Genomic DNA, 21,512 nt, shown 5'->3' on the forward strand with positions numbered 1-21,512 from the left:
CCGTACTTGTCGCTCGATTACGGTACGCGTGCGACCTACAAGGACGCGTCTGCGCTGCCCGCAAACAACCGGCTCTACATCTACGGCTCGGCGGGAGCTGACGCGCAGGTCGTCGGGTCGATTGCCATCGCTGGCAACCTCACGGACGTCGTCGTCCACGGCGATGTGGCCATTGTCGCCTCGGCCGAATTCGGCCTCACGTTCGTGAACGTCGCGAACCCGGAGGCGCCCTCGATCCTCACCCAGATCGCGTTCGACGAAAGGTTGTCGAATACGCCGGGGCGGCCTCAGCGCTTGCGCCTCGTGGGGGATGTCCTCTTCGTTTCCGCGGGTGAAGGCGGCATCGTCCTGGTGGATGTCTCCGAGCCCGCCGCTCCCGTTCTACTGAGCGGTGGCAACACGGAGTTCGCGCTCGACTCGTTGACGGTCGGCGACCGGCTGTTGCTGGCGGGAAAGACCCAACTGACGGAGCTGGAGACCCCGTTCATGCTGGTGACGGACTACACGCCAGCGCGTGGCGCCCGTGTTCCTCCGAGCGGACTGCAGCTCGTCGTCCAGACAAGCCGCCCGCTTGCTGCGCCGAGCGTCACGACCGATTCGGTTCGGCTGCTGGGGCCCGATGGCGTGGCGGTGCCCCTGGATTTGTCGGTCCGCAACAACCCGGGGCAGCTCGACTACGCCATCGTCGCGGCGCTCGATGCGCCGTTGCAGCCCGAAGCCGAGTACCGGCTGCAGGTCGACACAACGGTCACGGATCAGCGCGGCGGCGCCTTGTTGGTTCCTCTGCGGACGTCGTTCGTGACGGGCAGGGCGAACGCGCAGCAGCCCGTCATTGAAGTGATTGAGCCGTCCACCGTGTCCACGGCGGGCGGGCAAGACGTCTTCCTGCGAGGAAAGGGCTTGGGCGGCGCGATCGCCGTGAGGCTCACGTCGAACGTCGAGGCCACGATTGTCTCCAGGTCCGACACGGAACTCAGGGTCACCTTGCCGCCGCTGCCTGCGGGCCCCATCGACGTTTGGGTGATCGACCAGGGACTCCCCGAGGCTTATTTCCCTTCGGGCTTGCTGGCGCTGGAGCCCCTGAGCGGGCAAGTGACCCTCAGCCCGAACCATGGGCCCGTCGAGGGTCACACGCGCGTTCGCCTGTCGATGTCCGCGCGTGCCGTGGCTCCGCTCTCGACGGTGTGCATCGGAGACAGCCCGGGCGTCGACGTGGACATCGTGGACCTGTCCTCAATCGAGTTCACGACACCCCAGGCAAATGGCGCTGGCATCGCGACCGTGCGGCTCATGCCTCCGGATGAGTCTTCACCTGAGACCAGGTGTGCGGGAGGCGGCGGGGTCCCGGTAGGGGTCTTCTCGTATGACCTGCCCATTGGCGAGACCATGAAGCTCCCCGGGTTCCCGCCGCGCGTGGCCTCGGACATCAAGCTGGAAGGGGACAAGCTGTACGTCGGCGTTGCCTCACCGGGGACGTCGGGCCTCGAGATCTTCGATGTCCGACTGCCGGAGCGGCCGCTGCGACTGGGAGGGCTCGCCACCGAGTCGCCCGTGCGGGGCCTGGACGTGGGAGGGGCGATTGCCCTGCTGGCGAACGATGTGGCCGGCCTTGCCGTGGTGGATGTGACGCATCCGGAAACGCCGTTCCTGCTGCGACAGGTCACCACGGGCAGCACCGTTCCCGGCGCGGGCCTGGCCACGTCGGTGCGCATCGAGGGACCGTGGGCGTACGTCTCGACCGTGGATTCCACGGTGGCTGCAGGGAACGTGCAGGTGTTCGATGCCAGCTCCCCGGCGTTGCCGCTGCTGGAGACCGTGCCGTTGGATGCGGACGCCCTGGCGCTGGATCTCGGACCCGAGCGCCTGTTCGCACTGACCTCGAACGTCGTGGGAACCCAGGGGAGTGGGCTCTACCTGTCCATCTACGACAGGCAAGGGGATCGGAAGGGGCGAGTCACCGTGGACGCCGCCAACCGTCCGTATGAGACGCTGGTTCGCAGCCGCCTGGTGGTCCGTGCGAATCGAGCCTACGTGACCGTGGGGCGGCGGCTGTACGTGTACGACCTGTCGAACCTGGCGGACATCAAGCTGGTGCAGAACTCCGACCTGGGCTCGGAGTTGGCGGGCCTGGGCTGGGCGGCGGGCACGCTCTTCGTGTCGACGAGCGGCCAGAACACCGTTCAAGCCGTCCCGCCGAATGAACTGCTCCCTGTCGGCATGGTGCCTGCTTCAGGCAGTGACGCACGTCCTGACACGCACGTGAGGGTCGATTTCACGCTCCCGGTGCTGGAGTCGTCCCTCACATCGCAGACGGCCACGGTGTCCGTGGTCCGGGCAGGACAGGACTTCACGGCGGAGGGGACTTGGCGCGTCGAGTACGCGGTCCGAGGGTCCTCCGTGGTCTTCACTCCGAGCGCGCAATTCGAGCCCGGAGATGTGGTCACGGTGACGCTGAATGGGCTTGAGTCGTTCGATTTGAGGCCCCAGGCCTCGGCGTTCGTGGGCACCTTCCGGGTCGTGGCTGCGGACGCGCTGCAACCGGTCATCGCGAAGTTGGAGCCTTCAGCGGGCCCCTCGGACCAGACGACCGCGGCGACGCTCACGGGAAGTGGCTTCCGGCCGGGCACAACCGTTCGCGTCGGAGGCCAGCTCGCGGGAGCGGATGTTGCTGTCGGGGGAACCTCGATTGCCGTGTCCATTCCGCCGTCCGTCCTGATTCCAGGAGGCCGCGCCGCGGGCCCTGCCGCCGTGGAGGTCATCGACCCGAGCGGTCTCTCCGCCCGGCGACTGGGCGGCTTCGTGTACCGGGATCCCTTGTTGCTGAGCGCCCTGGCGCCCAACCGTTCACCGCAACAGGGCGGGACCCGCGTTCGCCTGCAGGGCCGGGGATTTGCCCCTGGAATGAAGGCGACGTTTGGTGGAACGGACTCGTTCGACGTTCGCGTCTTGAGCAGCCAGTTCGCGGAAGCCACCGCGCCCGCGCGCGCCGGAGGCCTGGTTGATGTGTCCGTCTCTCTGGGCGCCTCATCCTCCACGTTGCCTGGCTCCTTCCTCTACGGCGCAGGCGCGATAGCGCGTCTCGCGACCGCGCCGGTCCGTGATGTCCTCGTCGATTCAGGCGTGGCGTACGCCGCATTGGGAGCGACGGTCGATGTTCACGGCGTGAATGGCGGGCCTCCGCTGTCCGCGAACCGCAGGACGGGCAAGGGGGGCTGGTGGTGGCCAACCTCAGCGAGCCGACGCACGTCACCGTCATCAGCTCACTCGAGTTCCCGGGCGAAGGTGGCAGCAACCGGGTGCTGAAGCGGGGCAACACGGTCTACGTCGCAGCCGGTGCGGGAGGCGTCCGCGTCGTGGATGTCTCGAAGCCCGCCGACATCGAAGAGGCTTTCCTGCCGCTCGAGGTCAGTGGCGCGGCCACGGACATCGCGATGGGGGGCTCGCTGCTCTTCGTGGGTGACGCGGAGGGCGTGAAGGTGTTCGACCTGGCGGATGGCAGCCGTCGTCCGCTTCGCGTCGGCAGCCGGGTCATTCCGGGTGGCGTGAGTGCGATGGCGCTGCACCGCGGCAACCTGCTGGTCTCGAGCGCCTCCGTGGGGGCGCCCCTGCTGCATGTCCTCGACGCCCGGACGGGCGGTTTGAGCACGCACGGCACGGTCTCGCTCTCGGCGCCCGCGGTGCACATCACGGTGGAGGGAACGCGTGCCTTCGTTTCGCTTGGAAAGGCGAAGCAGGTCGCCATCTACCAACTGTTCGACATCCAGAACCCGGCGCCGGCAGGCACCCTGACGGTGGACGGGCTCGTGGGAGGGTGGGCCTCCGCCGAGCAGACCCGGGTGGCGGGAGGCGTGGCGTACGTGGCGGCCGGAGGCGGCAAGGTGCTGCGGTTCTCCGTTCGCGAAGGCGAGACTCCCGTGCAGTTGGGCCGCGCCACGGTCGTCGGCGATGCACGAACCCTGGCCTTCATGGGGCGCTATCTCCTCGTGGGGACGTTGGTCCTCGACAAGTCGGGGACGCCCGTCGAACTGCCCGTGAGCGATCCGGCGGATGCGTCGCTGCCGCTCGCGGGGGCGCTCGCCTCCGTGGAGCTCGACACGCTGGACATCCGGGGTACGCATCCACGAGACGGGGAGGTCGTGTCGCCGGGTGAGTCGGCGCAGGTCCTTTTGACCGCGCTTCCAGAGGCCACGAGTGCCACCGAAGTGACGCTGTACCGGCGGACGCCCGAAGAGATGGTTTCGGTGGCCCGGCAGGTACTCCCGGATGTGCAGGGGGGCCAGGTGGTCCTCACGCCGTACTCGCCGCTGGCGTTGGATACGGCCTACGAACTTCGAATCGGCGCGGGCCTGAAGGACCTTCGTGGCGCGACGTTGGGGACAGAGGGGAGGGTGCGGTTCCGGACCAGCCTGGATGCCTCACCGGAGCGTCCTGAGATTGCCTCCGTGACGCCCGCTTACGGGCTGACGGCCGGTGGCAACGAAGTCGAGCTCCTGGGGAGCGGGTTCCGAAGCGGTTGCACCGTGACGATTGGCGGCATCCCCGCGCCCATTCAGGAACTGGCATCCGACGGAAGTCGCATGCGGGTGCTGGCGCCCGCGGGGCTTGCCGGAGCCGCGGCGGTCGAAGTCACGAACCCGGGTGGACTGTCTCACCTCTTGCTGGGGGCGTACCGGTATCTGGTAGCGCCCGTGCTGACGGATGTTCAGCCGCGGCATGCGACGTTCAACAGCCGCGCGGTGGTGCGGGTGACGGGCGAGGGGCTCTTCCCCGGGTCGCAAGTCCACTTCGACACGGTGCCGGCACATTCCGTGGTCATGGACGATTCCGGAGCGTTGCTCGTCACGGTCCCGGATCAGGTGATCGGCCGTGTGGCGCTGACCGTGCTCACGCCAGGAGCGAATCCTCAGCAGGGGACGCTGCAAGGCGGGTTCACCTTCAGCCTGGCGGAACGCACCCGGCTCAACGACATGGGCTCCGTGCTGGCTCGCCGGGGCAACCTCGTCTTCGCGGCGCATACGGACAGGAGCCTCTCCGTCGTGGATTTCGCCGTGGCGGGAAGTCCTGGAGTCCTGGGCTCGGCGGTCAATGGCGTCAGTGGGCCCGTGGACATGGTCATCCACGGGGATGACCTGTTCTTGGCGGGGCGCAGCGAAGTCGTCCGGTACAGCATCGCGGAGAATGTGTGCGGGACTTCCCCAAGTGCGCCTTGCAGCCCGCTGGAACTGGAGCGGGTGCAGTTCGCGCTTGCCCCCAACGTCGGGTTGAGGGCAGTCGCGGCGGGAGGCGCTGGCGCCTACGTCGCCGTGGCAGGGGGGAACGAGCTGGCGCTCATGTCCCCGATCAATGGCGCATATGAAGTCATCGCGCGAACGTCGCTGGGGTCTGGGACGGTCATCGATCTGGACGTGGTTGATGACGCGCTGCTCGTGCTCGTTCAGGACGGAACCCAGTCGCGGCTGGAAGTGCGCAGCACCGAAGGCAGTGCCTTGCCGTTGCTTGGCGAGATTCCCCGGTTGGGAAGCCCCATGGGAGGAATGGCGCGTGAGGGCAGCCGAGTGGCGGTGTCCGCGGGGACGCAACTGCACCTCATTGACGTCACGCATGGGAGCGAGCCCCAGATCCTGGCCTCCGCGGTGGATCCGAATGGCGGTTCCTCCGAAACGCTGACCCTGAGCGGTCCCTGGCTGTTGGCCAGCAAGGGAAGCCGGGTCTCCTGGCTGGATACGTCTCAAGGCTCCACGTTGGTGGAGCGCACCTTCGCGAGCATGGGGAGTTCGGTTTCGAGCGCGGCGATCGTCAATGGTGTCGCGGTGGTGAGCGTCGCCAACTCGCTGCGGGTCCTCGATGTGCCGTACCCCACGGTCGATGCCCTGCGGCCGTTGCCCGGCGCGGCCATCGCTCGAAACGGAAGCGTTGCCGTGGGGCTCCCCACGGCGTTGCCAGGCGCGGTGCTGTCCGGCTCGACGCTGCAGCTCTGGGCTGGTGCGCTGCAGGTGGTGGGCAACACGGTGCCTTCAGGGACGGCACTGACGTTCGTTCCGTCGAATCCTCTGGATTCGGAGCGAACCTACGTTGCCCGGTTGGTGCTCGCGCCGCTGCCCTCCGTGACGGGGGGGCGTCTCCTGGCGCCTTGGGAGTATCCCCTGCGTGCGGGCGGGGTGCCGATGTCCCTCCGGGTGGATGCGGTATCGCCTGCCAGTGGCCCGGTTGCCGGAGGGATTCCGGTCACGGTGTCGGGCTTCGGTTTTGGAACCGCTCCGAAGGTGCTCTTCGGCGGCGTGGAGGCCGTGATCGTCGGGGAGGTGCAGGACAACCTTCTGACCGTAACGCTCCCTCCGTCCGTGGCCGCGGGGCCGGCGGTGGTCCGGGTCGTCCGCGGTGACGGTGCGAGCGCCGTTGCGGTGACGCCCTTCGTGTATGCCGCACCGATGAGCTTCGTCGACGTGACGCCAAGAACCGTGGACGTGGCGGGCGGCTGGGTCACGATCTCGGGCGTTGGCTTCCATCACGGCTTGGAAGTCCGTTTCGATGGCGCTGTCGCGTCGACCCAGGCCAACCGGGCGACCAGCGTTCAAGCACACGTGCCCTCAGGAGGGCTTGGCCACCTGACGCTCACGCTGTCCCAGCTTGGCTCCGATTCAGTCGTCGTTCCGAATGCGGTCTACCGCGGTGACGTGCGCGCCCCGGAATGGGAGCGCATCGAACCTCTGGACACCATCAGCAACACGAACGTGCCACTGACGTCTGTGTTCGACCTCCGGTTCGATGAGCCGTTGTCGACCGCGAGCGCTGGCCTGTTGCAATTGCGCCTCCACCCCTCGGGCGTCCCCGTTCCGGGCGTTTCTCAGCTCCTGGCGGATGGGAGAACCCTGCGGTTTACCCCCGCGGAGAGCCTCCGCTCGACGACGTACTACGCCGTGACCGCCACGGGAGTCACCGACGTCGCTGGCAACGTGGCCCGCGTCTACACCCGGAGCTTCCGCACCCTGGACATCGTGAAGCCGACGGTCGAGATCCGCCGTTTGGGCGGAGCAATCGTGGTGAACCAGGACTCATTCGCAGCGGGCGTGAACTGGACGTTCCAGGTTGTGGGGACCGACGACAGCGGGCCTGTCGTGACGACCGCGCTCAGTGTGAATGACATGCCCGTGCCCCGGTCGCCCTCCGGTCATTTCGTGTACCAGTGGCACCAGGATGAGGTGAACACCTGCCAGGTCCTGAAAGCGACGGCGACGGATTCCAGCGGAAACATCAGCGACACCTTCTCCGTGGTGGTTCAGGTCGTCGAAGACTCACCGCCCGAGGTCGATATCGAGCAGCCCGCTGCTGATATGTCGATCGAAGAGGGCGGCTCCGTAAGTGTCGTTGTCGTGGCCAGGGACAGTTCAAGCGTCACATCCGTGGAGTTCCACGTGGATGGCGTTCCGATGGCAAGGCTTGCGGGGCAAACGGGAACGCTCGTGACCCTGTCGCGCAGCATCCCGTTGGGCCTGCTGAAAGGCTCCGCGACCAGTGAGCAACGCGTCATGACGGCCTATGCGACGGACAATAAAGGCCAGGTCACTGCCGCTGCCCCTCGGACACTCACGGTGACTCGGGATTCCGTGCCTCCTTCGGTGGTGATGCGGACTCCCGTGACGGGGGCTCAAGTCGTCGGTGGCTCGAACTTGATGATTGAGGCGCTCGCCTCGGATGAGAACGCCGTCACGGAGGTCGAGGTTTTCGTCAACGGGGCCTCGGTTGGGCTGGCCCACACGCCGCCGTGGAGAGTTTCGTGGCAAGCGCCCTTCGTGTCGAACCCTGAGCCACACGTGGTTCGAGTCGTCGCACGCGATTTCAGAGCCAACGAGGGCGATGCTACGGCCGCATTCACCGTGGTGCCGTCGCCGACTCGCCCCTTCGCCGCGATCACGTCGCCGGATGCTGGAACGACGCTTCCGGAAGGGAAGCCCTTTGGCGTAACCGTCAATGCAACTGCTGCTGTTGCGATCGCATCCGTTCGTGTCACGGCAGGCACCGATGAACGCGTTTTGACGCAACCGCCGTGGCAGGCGGAATTCGTAGCCCCTGTGCTTGATGGCGGCACGGTACCGTTGGAACTCACGGCCCAGGTGACGGACGAAGCTGGCATGTCGAGCCACATTTCGCGCGTCCAAATCAATGTCGCTGACGACGGACAAAGCCATATTGGCGTCGCTCTTGTTCGCGAGCCCTCGGGTCCGTTGTTGCTGGGCGGAACGGCGCTTACGCTGAAGGGTGAAACCGACGGAGGAGTGACGCCCGAACTGTCGGCAAGCCTTGGGGACAGCCCAATGGCATTGAGGCACCTGCCAGGGGCCTCTTTGGCCGAGGCTCGGTTGCCCGAAGGTCCTGAAGGCGCGTCGGTGGTGATGCGGGCAACGGTCCAGGCCCCAGGCGGGGCGTCGGCCGTTGCCGAGCAGAATGGGACCTTGGCGGTGATGACCACAGGTCAGGCCCGGATTGTCGAGGACGCCAGCGACGTCTTGGAGCCAGTCGTCCTCGCCAGCCGAGGGGATCAGATTCTGGTCGTTCGCTCGGATGGTGGAGGTACTGGCGAGCTTGAGCTCCGGACTCGGCAGGCCGGTGCAAGAGTGGCCTCGCAGCGCTTTACTGGCACCCCAGTGGGTGCCGTATTCGTTGGTGATGAGATCGTCGTGGCCATTCGCAAGCAGGGAGCAGGGGCGCTTGAGCGCTTCACGTTGCCTGCCCTCATTCATAAGCCTTTGGAGTCGGTGCCTCTCGTTCGTGAGCCCCACGCAGTGGATGGGGCGAGGAACTGGATCGCGGTGGCCACCGATCAAGGTATTGAATTGCGGCACGCCAACGGTGCGGTGGCGAGCCAGTTGTCGCTGGGGAACGTGACGGCTTTGGCTGCGGAAGGGCAAAGGATCTTCGCCACGACGACAACCGAGGTGGTGGCGATCGATGTCCCCATGGCCTCCGCGCCACGAGAACTCGCACGCACCGCCATCGAGGAGGCCCCCATCACGACGATTGCTGCGCTCGCTGACGGTGGCGCCTGCGTGGCTGGCAACGTAGTCCGTTGTTTCTCCTTGGTCGAAGCCGAGCACTCGGCAACGCACCTTCTGAGCAGAGGGACTGCTCCTCTGAACTCCGAAGCGCTCAGCGCCTCCGCCTTCGGAGAGTTGTTGGTGGTGGGGTCGCGTGATGGCGTTCGAGTCATTGACGTTCGAGGCACGCCCATGAGCGCAGGCATGTATCCTGCACTCATGGGACGGGCGGCGCTGGTACCCGGGGCGCTGGTGACTGGAACGTCGAAGGGCGTGTCTTACCTCCCTGTCGTCCGGGGCTCGGCAACGCCCCACGTCGATTTGAATCTGCCTGCAACGGTTCCCCAGGGCACACGCGTTCCAATGTCCGCCCTGGTTTCGGATGACGCGCTGCCGCTCAACGGCTTCACCGCGGCTGTGGCCATCAATGGGGTGGTCGCCGAGACGCGTGACACGCGGCTTCCTCCTTGGATTGACATGCCCATGACGGGTGCATCCGCATCCGTGGAATTGGCGGTCCGGGATCTCGCGGGCCGCCACGTTGTGATTCAACGTGAAGTCTTGTTGAGTGAATCTGGGCAGGAATCGGGGCCCGCTATCGCGAATGTGATCGTGCCCACGGAAGTAGGGGAGGGCGCTTACTTCTCGTTCGTGGTGTTCCCAGAACACCCGGCGCAGGTGGACCGAGTGGAGGTATCCGTCGCGGGGGGCGATCCTGTCCTATTCGTAGCGCCAGGGTTGGCCGGCGAACTCCTTGCCCCCGAAGTTCCAGCGGGAGCTCCTAGCGAGGTCCAGGTCACGTTTGTTGCGCTGACTGCGCAAGGGACGCGAGGTCCGCCACTGACACGAACGGTGTTGGTCCATGATGGCGCGGCGGCGCAACGTCCCGTTATTGCTACACTACGGCGCGCCAACGCCTCGCCCATTTACGAAGGAGCGCGTGTCCCGATCGAAGTGGCTGTCGCGAGCACGACCGGCGGCGAAAGCATCCTGTTGCGAGTCGATGGACAAGAAGCCGGGCGCGTGAGCGGCGGCCATGCAATCGTCCCCGTGCGGATCCCCTTCGGAGGTGGAACGCGCACGGTGACGGTGACCGCCGTCGCCAGAAACGGGGCTGGGCTCGAGTCCGAACCTGCCACGTTGGCGCTCAACGTCGTCAACGATGTGACGCCGCCAACCATTGTTGCCATCCACACCGACCCATCTGGAGAGTACGTCTCGGCCGGGAGTGAGATGACCGCGAGTGTCTCCGCGACAGATGATGATGCCGTGGAAAGCGTCTCCCTCGAACTGTCTATCGACGAGGTTCGCCACGCTCGCGGTGGATGGGAGCTTGTGTATCGAATCCCGCCAGACCTGCCGCAGGGGACAGTCCTGACCCTCCGCGCTCGTGTTGAAGACCGGGCCGGCAATGTTTCGACCCAAGAGTTGACGCGCACGGTAACCGGAGCCGTCGTGCTTCACTCCTTGGCCAACGTCGCGCTCGAAAGCGCCTCTCGACTCGCCCGATTGGGGGACCGGGTCTATGTCGCTACTTCAACAGGGCTCTGGATTGGGCAGTTGGGAGGCTCCACGGAGGCCCCCCTTCTTTCGACTCTGGGTACGCTGACAACCCCCAAGGCGCCTGTCGGGGTCGCGGTGCTCGATCAGCTTGTCGCGCTTGCGATCGAGGACGAAGGCTTGTGGCTCATTGATGCCAGTGTACCGGCGTCCCCAAAGGTGGTGTCTCGCGTTTCAGGAACTTTCACTGGCGTAAGCGCGTCCGACAAATTCTACGTCCTGCGAAAACCGATTAGCACCCAGTATCAAGTCCACTCCATCGATGTTAGCGATCCGAGTTCTCCGGTTCTAGCGGTGTACGTAAACGCAAGCAGTGAGCGGCGCGTTCTCGTGGAGGCCAACTCGGACGGGCCCGTTTTCATACAGGGCACATCAAAGATTCAGGTGCCAATTGTGTATGGCACGGGAAACGCATCCAACCACGTCTTCGACGTCGGTCCGGCATTGGCTCGAGCGGCGGAAAGGGATGGGGACCTTGTCGTTATTGGCACGGACCGTTCGCTGCATGCATTTGTGGGCGACGCCCTTTCTCGAACACAGGTTCCGACTCCAGTGGTTTCAGTACCCTCCGGCGTCCGAGCGCTAGAGGTCGTGCGTGGCATCGCCTACGTGGTCAGCGACGATGGTTGGTTGCAACTCGTGGATTATCGTGAGCCCCTCGCGCCCAAAGTGATGTCTCGAATCCGATTCGAGGCGCATGCTGTTCAGATTGGCGGCGGCCTTCTGCTCTCGACAAGCACATCGGGTGTTCACGTCACGCGGTTGTCGAGATCCGGTGAGGGGATCGCAGCCGGCAGCGTCCACGTGGGAGACAGTGCGCTGGGCCTCGCCCCGTTCCGAGGAGGAGCCCTGGTTGCGGCACGTTCGTCTGGAACTCGGCCTGTTGATGTCTCGGGAGGAAGGGCTCCGCAGCTACGAAATCCATCTGAGCCAGGCTCTAATGTTCGCCAGGTGGAAAGCTGGCAGCGGAGTGTTTTCTCACTCGACGGACAAGCCATCCGCGTTTCGGGCGTGAATGAAGTGCTGGGTGGGCGGCTCCAACTGCATGGCGCCAATTCAAGTGCGCTTCAACAGGCGTTGGGAGCGGTTGAACAGTTCTCGGTCGCGCCCGGCCGCGTCTGGGCTATCTCTTCAGCGGGAGGCGTGAGTACGGTAAGGTGGCCTTTGACCCCCGTACCTGACAGGCAATCCCTGGCCCTTGGGCGCGCGGCTTTCGGAATTGCAGGAAACGAACGTCGAGCGCTCGTGGCATTGGGGGAGCAGGGGGTTGCCGTGCTCGAGGTGGCTCCATCGGGCCAACTTCGTCATCAAGGCATTCTTCCAGTTTCAGCATCAGTCGTTGCATTGGACGGAAACTTGGCGGTCACGGGTGGAGCCAATTCAATTTCACTTTTCAATCTAGGGTCAGACGGGGCACCTCAGTTGATCGGGACCCTACCCACGGCTGGCGAGGTCCAACGGATTCGCCTTGAAGGCCGACTGGCGATCGTTAGCGAAGGCGCTGCTGGCGTTGAAGTCTGGCACATCCACGAGGGGGAGCCAGCTGAACGACTGGCTTTGCTGAGTGCATCAAGCGCACAGGATGCCGTATTTACATCAGGTCGCATTCTAATCGCAGACGGAGATTCGGGACTCGTTCATTCATATACCGCTCCTCATTCGGCCACCCCGACAGTGCGAATCCTTTCAGACGGCGGACGCTTGGAGGCAGAAGCCGGTGGTCAAATCAATCTCACGGGCATTGCTCATGGTGTGGGGATCGATGACGCAGTTCTGGTCATCAACGGCCACGCGGCCACCCATCTTGACGAAGCGGATTTGAGAGCAAGCTGGACCTTGCCCAATAATGCGGTGCCAGGAAGCGTTTACTCAATTCAGATTCGTGTCTATGACGCTGGAGGACTGACGGCCACGTCGCAACCAGTTGAAGTCTTCGTGGTGCCGTCTTCTGCAACCCACCCCAGTGTCAGTGTTTCGGCAGGAGGGCACAGCACCCTCTATTCCGGAGCAGTCGTGGACGTGATAGCGAACAAGAACAATGGGCTGCCTCCATTTACCGTTTCAGCGCGCCTGGGCACTGCGTATCTTGGAACGCTCCAGCAGACAGCAACCAACGTAAATCGTTTCGAGGGGTCTTTCCGTATACCCATCTTCGAATCTTCAGGCTCCATGCCATTGGCGGTGATCCTGACGGATGGGGCGGGGCGAACGGCGGAAGCGTTCGTCAACCTCAACGTTGTTGGAGACACGCAGCCGCCAGGCACGCCCAGCGGGCTGCCCCCTGAATTGCGAGCGGGTCCTTACGTCCATCAATTGACCTTGAGAGGCTCCGACGATGGAATGCACTGGCTCGAGCTTGAACAGGATGGACGCCTGATCGCTGTTTCGCCAGAGCGGACAGGAAGCATTGCCTTCCAGTATTCACTCCGCCTGCCGGACGACGCTGTCGGACAGACAATAACGCTGGCATTGACCGGCGTTGATCAAGCCGGGCGCCGGACGCGAATCACGCAAAGCTATATCGTCCTTCCGGACGGCTCTGCTCCAACGGTTACGTTCCCCTATGGTCTTCCCCACCTATCCGCCAAGGAGGGCGAAACAATTTCCGTCAATCCCTCTGCCAATGACGTGGATAGAGATCTGGCAAGTATCCATGTTTACGCCGATGGAGTGGAGATTGGCTCGACGACATCGTCGTCCGTACTCATCAGACATACGCTCCCTAGACTGAGCGAGCGTCCCCATGTGGTGTTCAAGGCTGTCGCTACTGACTCACGTGGACGCACGGCGACAGTCGAACGCACGACGGTTCTACTCCCCAATCCACCTCCGACCTTCAATTCCTCGGTGTTGCCAAGTCAGCCAATCCAGCGGGATACGGTGAAAGTGTGCGCACGGGCGTTCGATGACGTCAGCATTGTTGACCTCGTCGCCTCGGTCGACGGGGTCGCCATGACGGAGCCTGGATCATGCTTCACTCAGGCATGCAGGGAGCTTTGCGGAACAATCACATTGAGTGCGACCGCGACGCAGCTAGAGATTGCGGCGAGTGCGACGGACAACCTGGGCGCCACCACGAACCTGGCCCGGATCATCCCCGTGGGCGTGAACCGACCGCCTAATGTCACGTTGAACGCACAGACCTATATGCTTGTTGGACAACCGCGAGAGTTCCTCGGCAATGCCACGGATGAGCGGAACACTCTCGCCTGGGCGGAGTTCCGGGTGAACGGCGTCGCCGTGGGCGATCGCTTGATTTCTCCGACAAGCGGCAGTTCGCTTCGGCGGACTTACACTCCCGTGTCCAGTGGTATGGCTCGAGTCTCGCTGGTCGCTCAGGACCAACACGGGCAAGTGAGTGAGTCATTTCAAGATGTCGTGGTGCTGGATGCGAGATATCCGGCAGACTCCACCCCTGTCATTTCGGCTGAGGATCTCAGTTTCGAAGGGCAAGACATCATCGTTCGGAGCGGTCAAACCCTCCAAATCGACGGCACGCATACGTTCAGAAATCTGTATGTCTTGCAGAACGCAGTGGTGACCCATGCGCCCCAAGCGAACGCTGGGACTCACTTCCTGGATCTCACGGTCTCGAACGAGGTTCGGATCTATGCCACCGGCAAGGTAGACGTGAGCGGACGTGGTTATCTGGGTGGGTGGCAGCCTGGGAATTCTGATCGAAACGGGAAAAAGCAAGGCAATGCTCCGACAGGAGCAGACTCCGCCGCAGGCAGTCATGGTGGATACGGACAGGGGCTTGCTCAAGCAGGGGTTGAATCTCCTGTGCCCATTTACGGCGACTACAGGGATCCCTCGGAGCCGGGCTCTGGCGGTTCCGGAGGAGCGGCCACAAGCGCTCTCGGCGGGAACGGCGGCGGTTTGATTCGATTGCAAGCGGCGTCAATTCGCTTGGACGGCGAATTGCTCGCAAACGCAGAGTCAGGTAGCACCAACAACGCCAGTTACGGCGGTGCCGGTGGTGGAATCCGAATCGACGTGGGAGCCCTGACAGGCACCGGTGCGATCCGAGCCAATGGCGCGGGACGTTCCGCCCCCTACGGCGGCGGTGGTGGCCGTGTCGCGATCTACTACAATTCTGAGACGACTGCGTTTGATTGGTCCAAGGTCGAAGCCAAGGGGCAGTATGCAAACGCAGGCACGGTCTTCCTGAAGGGGAATGCTCAGGAGTACGGTGAGTTGGTTCTGGCGACATACACGGGCAATAGTCTTCAGTTCACCAATCGCGCGAAGCCTACGCCTGTCGATGGAGGGACCTTCGACCGTTTCAATCTGTACGGCCATGGCGACGTCGAGGTGATGGGCCCGCTCACGACGCCTGTGCTTGAAATTGAACGAGGTGTTCGTGTCACTTTCCATGGCGAGGTGACGGGATCCATGGAATCGATTCGCGTGCTCGGAGGGAGCCAGGTCACCCTGCGCCAGCCCTGGGCATTCTTGCCCGGTGTCTCAGTGGAACTCGCGGGAGTGCTTTCGGTTGCGGGGGGTGCACCTCTCCACCTGTCGAGCTTGAGCTTGACTCAGAACGCAAGTGCCCTGAAGCAGGTCCGAAGCACGGATGGCCTGCCACAGCCGCTGGAGGTGTTCGTCAACGGCCATGTGGATCTGGTTACGGGCTCAAGTATTGACGTGACCGGATTGGGTTATTTGGGCGGCTGGCAAGAAGGGAATGAATCGCGTACGGGACTTACGTACGGGAACCAGTCGACCGGCGTGGAGTCGGCTGGTGGTAGTCACGGCGGATACGGCAGGACGGAGCAGCACCTGACTGAAGTCGCTCCTGTAGCGACTTATGGGGATTACAAACTGCCGTCGACCTTTGGCACTGGAGGTTCGGGCGGCCCAGCGAACCCCAGTGGCACTCCGCCTCTCGGTGGCAACGGTGGAGGTGCTTTGCATTTGAAGGCCAACTCCATTCGCGTAAATGGCCTGCTCCTCGCCAATGCGAGTCCGGGGACCGGTGCACTCGCCTCGGGGGGCGCGGGAGGAAGCATTCTCCTGGAGACCGGGGCACTCACCGGGACAGGCCGGATTGAGGCGCGCGCGGCGAGCAATTATGGAGGAGGAGGCCGCGTGGCCATCTATTACGACATGTCGACATCGACATTCTCCTTGAACAACGTTCACGCGCCAGGCTCGAATAACGGGGGGGCAGGGACAATCTATCTCAAGGCCCTTCAGGCGGCACATGGCGATATCGTCTTCGACAATGGAGGCACGTCATTCGACCCGCTGCGTTCGAAGCCGACAGAACTGTTCGCAACGCCTGCAGGAGAACAGACGTTCCGAAACTTCACCGTCAAGGGCAGGGCTGTGGTCTTTACGCCTGATGCGTTGGAAGTCACCGGAACGCTGACGGTTGAATCAACCTCTCGACTTCAGTCCCAGAACATCATCAGGCCATGATTCAATCTTTCACCAAGCGGGGCGCTTCGGCGCCCAATCGGTCCCGGTGTTCCCGGTGGATATCTGTGCTTTTTCTGACACTCGTGCCCGTTCACGGGTGCCGAGACGCAGATGTGGTCGCCCAGGTTGGAAGGACTGAACTTCGGCGCGCGGATGTTCAAGAGTTCGCGTCGAGGAGGGCCGGTGAAATTACCGCCGATGCGCAGCTCGACGAGCTGATTGACCAGGCTCGCCTCTCGGAGCGAGCTGTCGCCCTGGGACTGGATGCGCGCGAAGAGACGCGCGCTCGGCTCGCCGCGGCTCGTCGTGAAGTCCTGATGCAAGCGCTCCTTCAAGAGGAACTCAAGAGCGTTACAAGCGAAGCGGACTTGCTCGAGCGTTATGAGTCCTCAAAGTCATCGCTTGCGCGCAGGCAGATTCATGTGCGGCAGGTCGTCATCCGGTTGCCACCTGGGGACGGGCAGCCCGAACGTCGCCAGGCGGGTGACCGTGCGAACATGATCTATGCCCGCCTCATGGGAGGAGAACCTTTCGAAGTGGTTGCTCGTGAGGCAAGCCAGGATGACGTCTCCGCGGCGCAAGGCGGAGACCTGGGCATCGTGAGGGAAGGCCAGGTTCACCCCGCCTTCTTCGAGGCGGCAGCGGCCTTGAAAAAGGGCGAGCTGAGCAAGCCATTCGAAACGCCTTACGGCATTCATGTGGTCCAGGCGCTGGAGCACATGCAAAGCGTGTTGCCGACCTTCAACGAAGTCAGGGGCCGTCTGGCGGCAGAGGCTCGGCGTGAGGCGGAAAGCCGTTTGATGAAGGAGCTGGAAGCCAGCATTCCCGTCAAGCGCTTCCCCGACGCATTGTCGGCACCTGCGACGAACGCTCCGAAGACGGGAGATGTGACGCGATGATTTCCTCGCGATACCTCGTTGGGACTCCGGCTTCGCCCTATGGGCATCGAGCAACAGTGTTGCGAAGCCTGTTCCTGGGTCTGTGTCTGTCTTGGGGCTCCGGATGTAGTGAGAAACCAGCCCCCGTCGAGGAAACGCTGACAGAAGCGCCGACTCAGGCTCCTGCCGTTCAGCCGGACCACCAGTTCGTTCCGGCCAAGCAGCGAACCAAGGAGCTCGGGGAGCGGTGTGCCTCGGGTGGAGAATCCGAATGTCTCTCCCGGCTGTGTCTGCGGGCGGGGCCTCGGCTCGATGCGGACTATTTCTGCAGCCAGCAATGCAGCAGTGAGAACGACTGCCCGAAGACCTGGGGTTGTATCCAGATTCATCCTTCCGCCGGAGGGCAGGTGTGCGTCCCGCCCAAGGGCTGGACGGGCGCCGTCGCGGAGCCTCGATGAAGCCGTACATGCGTCCTTCTGTTTCGTTCCTGGGCATGGTGTTCCTCCTGTTGCCCGCGGGCGCCGTCGCCCAGAGCCTGTGCCTGCCCGGCAGTGACTGCTGCGGCTCCGAACCCCGGTCACAGACGGTGACGGAGCCCTCGGCGGGCCGCGGAAACGGGCAGGAGTCGCCTGCGGCGTTTTCGCGGGTCTACACCTCGCTTCCCGGACCTGAGGCCGGGGGCGTGCCCCGCGTCTATCAGGCGGTGGACTCGTGCGCGGTGGCCGGCGCATGCAGCCCGGGGAGCGTGCGCCATGAATGGGCGTGCGCGACCGAGACGTCGCCGGCCTACGAGCGCGCCGCCAAGAACAAGCGGGATGCCTGGGAGGTCTACGTCCATACCCCGCCTGCGACAGGCACTGGCGCCTCCGCCATGACGCTGGAGAAGACGTCGGTCCTTCGCGGCGCCCAGGACATGACGGGCACCGGCGCCCTGAGTGAGGACTTCTTCACCTACAGCTACGGGCCTGGTGGACAGCAGCAACTGGCGTCCATCGAGAAGGCGAGCCTCTTGGGGGGCGCCGGTGAGCGAGCCCGGACGTTTCACCGCTACAACGCCTCGGGCCGCCGGGTGGCCACCATTCAGTCGGGGTGGACCTGGGACATGGATCGCAGCACCATGGCCTGGACTTCGCCCAAGCGATTCATCGGGACGTTCTACTTCGTCCAGCGCACGGGAGATGCCACTCCGGACCCGCTGGGCCGCGTCCTCGAGGTCCATGGTCCTTGCTGGGTGGAGAGCGAGGCCGCCACGGATTGCCCCGCGGCCAGCGCCGCTCCGCTCACGCAGTACTTCTACTGGGCCGACTCCGAGACGACCAGCTTCCGCAAGAACCGGCTGATGCGTGAATCGCGGTTCCCCGCGGGTGCCGCCAGCACGCCGCTCGTCACGCAGTTCAATGCCTACGACGTTGCCGGGAACGTCACGGAGCGTGTTGACGCGAGCGGCGTGACGACCGTGATGGCATGGGAGGGCCCCCGCCTGACGTCTCAGGCCGTGCGGACTCCAGGGCAGGTCGACGTAGTGACCCGCTTCGGGCACGACGCCGGGCGTCTTTCATGGGTTCAGCATCCCGAAGGCAACTACGAGGTGTTCTGCTACCGGACGGGGACGCCCTCCGGTGCGTGCAGTGGCGGTACCTCCACGGAATTGCTCCAATGGAAGGCCCGTGCGGCGGACATGGCCGGTGCCTCGTGGTCGGAGAAGGTCACGTTCACCTACTGGCCCGACGGCTCCCTCAAGGAAGAGCGGTTCCTGGAGGCCCCCGGTGTCGCCCGGCGTGTCCGTTCGTTCGCCGCGGACGCCCATCTCCGGCCGACCCATGAAAGGTGGGGCGTCGGCCCTGGCAGCTATACCCGTGCACGCTCCTTTGATGGCGCGGACAACCTGACCGGTGTTGGCCACGCCTTCAATGCCCCCCCAGCCTGGTGTGCCGTGGCGCCCAACGGGCACCCTGCATCGCCGGCGTGTGCCGCGCTGACCTACGACCGGGCCAATCGACTCGAGCGCATGGACGAGTTTCCCTCGGAGGGGCAAGGGCAACGGACGCTGCTGCGCTACGACACCCATGGCAACATCCAGTCACTCAAGGCCGGGTGCCTTGGCGGAGACACTTTCGAGACGTGCACGCAGCCCGCGAGCGCATTTACGTACGACGACTTCGGGAACCTGGTGGGGGCGACGGCATCACACCTGAAGGGCCCCGTGCGCTATGCCTTCGATGCGTTCGGCAACAAGGCCGTGGAGTTGGGTCCGCTCGCGGAGCGGCCACTCCTCTATACATACGATCATCTCTCTCGGCTCGTGATGACCCAAGCCCAGTATGTCGGCTTGGATTCGCCATTCACGCACTACCAATTGGGTTACGACAACGAAGGAACACCTCCACCCGGCTGTGAGACACAACTCAATAGCCTGGGACGACTGCGCTACAGCGAAGACTCGTTCGGCCGCACGTGGTATCAATACGACACACTGGGTCGGGTGATTCGTGAAATGCGAGTCCGGGCCAACGCGACCGGTTGCGGGCAGGGGATCGACCTCAACCCAGACACGCACTACCGCTACACGCCGAACGGCAACCTCGCGTCCATCACGTACCCGCACGGTCGAGTGGTAACGTACGTGTATGGGGGCGGCGCAAGAACCGACCGCATCTCGGCCGTGGATGTCACAAGCCACGACGGCACGGAGTGGCACACCCAGCGAATCATCAGTAGCGTCCTGTGGGAGCCCTACGGTGGGCTGCGCGGATACCAACAGCACCATCTCCGGTCCGACGTGCTCCGCTCCGTGGAGTACATGCTGGGGGATGATGCGTCCGTGGCCCCGGCATCATCGGTGGCTGCCTGCGCGGAGACGCCCCCGTCGATGGCCACCGCGGATCTGACCGGGCGCATCCGCGCGCTGCGCGTCTCAACTGGGTCGATGAGCCCTGGCCTGGGGGCCGGTGACGTGTACAGCAGGACGTACACCTGGAATGCGGACCTCGTTCGCCGGATGGATACGTGCTTGCTGCGCTCCGAGACGGCGCAAACGGAGGAGTTCACCTACGACAGGGCGTTGCGCCTCAAGAGCGCGATGCGTCCCACGGGGAACACGGCGGCGTCGGGCGGAGCGTATTCCTCACTGGCCTACACCTACGACCGCCGCGGCAACCGCTCTGGCACCACGGAGGCGGGCCACCTTGGTACGACCATCTACTACGAGGGCGTGGCCCCGGATCATCTGCTCGTCACGTACTCAGGACCTGGGCCTGCGTTCGCGGAGAACTTTGGCTACCACGCCAACGGGTCCGTGGACCGCAAGAGCACCAATCGGCTCACACAAGGCGATGGGTTCAGCCATCTCAACCTTTATCCTTCGAACGAGATTCGGCATGCGCACATGCGCTCCATGAGCTTGGGCTGGGAGGCGCTGAATTACGCATACTACGTCTACTTCCACGATGCGTTCGACCGGAGGCGGCTCAAGGACTATCCCACCGGCGTCCGTGATGAATACTTTCACGACGTTCGTGGCCAGTTGCTGTCGGATCGCGGTAACGATCGCATCCTCGCACCGGTCAACTACTACATTGAAGATGACTATGTGTGGCTCGGGGGGCGCCCCGTCGCCGTGGCGCGCGGCAAGTTCACGCCGCAATGGACGCGCCTTTCGGATGCGTCTTCGGAGTGCTCTCGCAATGCCGACCCGGCCGCTTGCGGCCTCTATTTCATCGTCACGGACCCTACGGGAAGGCCCGTGGTCATGTTGGATGCGGATGGCCGTGTGACGGGAACGGGGGAGTACAGCCCACTGGGACATGTGAATCGGGTGAATCACTACGCGATGTCGGCGAATCCCTACGCGGACGGGCTCGACGAAGAGCTGACCCGTTTTCAGCAACCCGCGCGGAGCTCCACGCTGAAGCTTCAGCAGCGCGTTCTGTTCAGCCTCATCGACACCGAACCGACGCACGACTACGTTTACGTCAAGGACGGAAGCACGGGGGCCCAACTCGCGGGGCCCTACAGTGGCGTCAACCGGGGCATGCTCTGGAGTGACTGGGTCGAGGCCACGAACGGCGAAGTGGCCATCCAGTTCGTCTCCAACACGACCTGTGATGAAGCCACCTGTGGAGCGGACGCGGGTGTGCCACCGACCTGCACCTGTCCCGGCAGCGCGCGAAAGCGCGGAGTCGCCATTCCCGCCTACGAGTACCGTCGTTTCGAGAGTGGAGCCTCCCCGTTCTGGACGCTGCTTCGAAGGGTGGGGCAGTACTACGATACCGAGACCGACCTGTTCGACGACGGGCTCCGCTCCTACGATCCGAATGTCGGGCGCTACTTCGAGCCCGATCCGAGGGTCCTCGACCCGGAGTTCATTGTCTGGAACGCGCTCCAGGGCCGAAGCGTAGGACCCTACCTCTTCGCCCAGAACAACCCGCTGCGGAGCCTGCCGACTGAGGACGCACCGCAACCGCGGGTGGGCTTCCCCAGGGGAACGCCGAGGAGCAGCCAGCCGGTGCCTGGGGCATCGCTGGGGGCGCAGCCAGGACATGATGTGGAGTTGATCCCAGCCCTGGCGCGTGACGGCGCGAGTTGGCAGACGCCTGGGACGACACGGTAGGGGAATGGG

The 21,512-nt window shown here is 64.2% G+C and carries 4 protein-coding genes (1 of these 4 cut by a window edge); all 4 read left to right on the forward strand.

Features of this window, described 5'->3' with window-relative positions; all coding sequences use genetic code 11:
* Positions 1 to 3,303: the 3' portion of an Ig-like domain-containing protein gene (locus tag A176_RS15040; protein WP_049872307.1), read on the forward strand. 15,054 nt of this gene lie to the left of the window's left edge; 3,303 of the gene's 18,357 nt are visible here — the last part of the coding sequence; its start codon lies beyond the left edge, outside the window; it ends in the stop codon at positions 3,301 to 3,303.
* Positions 3,219 to 16,016, forward strand: coding sequence for an Ig-like domain-containing protein (locus A176_RS15045; RefSeq protein ID WP_144429548.1), 12,798 nt, complete (start codon positions 3,219 to 3,221; stop codon positions 16,014 to 16,016). The genes A176_RS15040 and A176_RS15045 overlap by 85 nt, the downstream gene beginning before the upstream one ends.
* Positions 16,017 to 16,129: 113 nt before the next feature.
* Positions 16,130 to 16,915, forward strand: a complete 786-nt coding sequence (locus A176_RS15050) for a peptidylprolyl isomerase (protein ID WP_044889194.1) — start codon at positions 16,130 to 16,132, stop codon at positions 16,913 to 16,915.
* Positions 16,916 to 17,360: 445 nt separating this feature from the next.
* Positions 17,361 to 21,503, forward strand: coding sequence for an RHS repeat protein (locus tag A176_RS15055; RefSeq protein ID WP_144429549.1), 4,143 nt, complete (start codon positions 17,361 to 17,363; stop codon positions 21,501 to 21,503).
* Positions 21,504 to 21,512 lie beyond the last annotated feature (9 nt).

This window comes from Myxococcus hansupus (genome assembly GCF_000280925.3).
Taxonomy (GTDB): domain Bacteria; phylum Myxococcota; class Myxococcia; order Myxococcales; family Myxococcaceae; genus Myxococcus; species Myxococcus hansupus.

Excerpts from the sequence above, each read along its gene's own strand:
- A176_RS15055 (WP_144429549.1), top strand. The coding sequence starts at position 17,361 with ATGCGTCCTTCTGTTTCGTTCCTGGGCATGGTGTTCCTCCTGTTGCCC.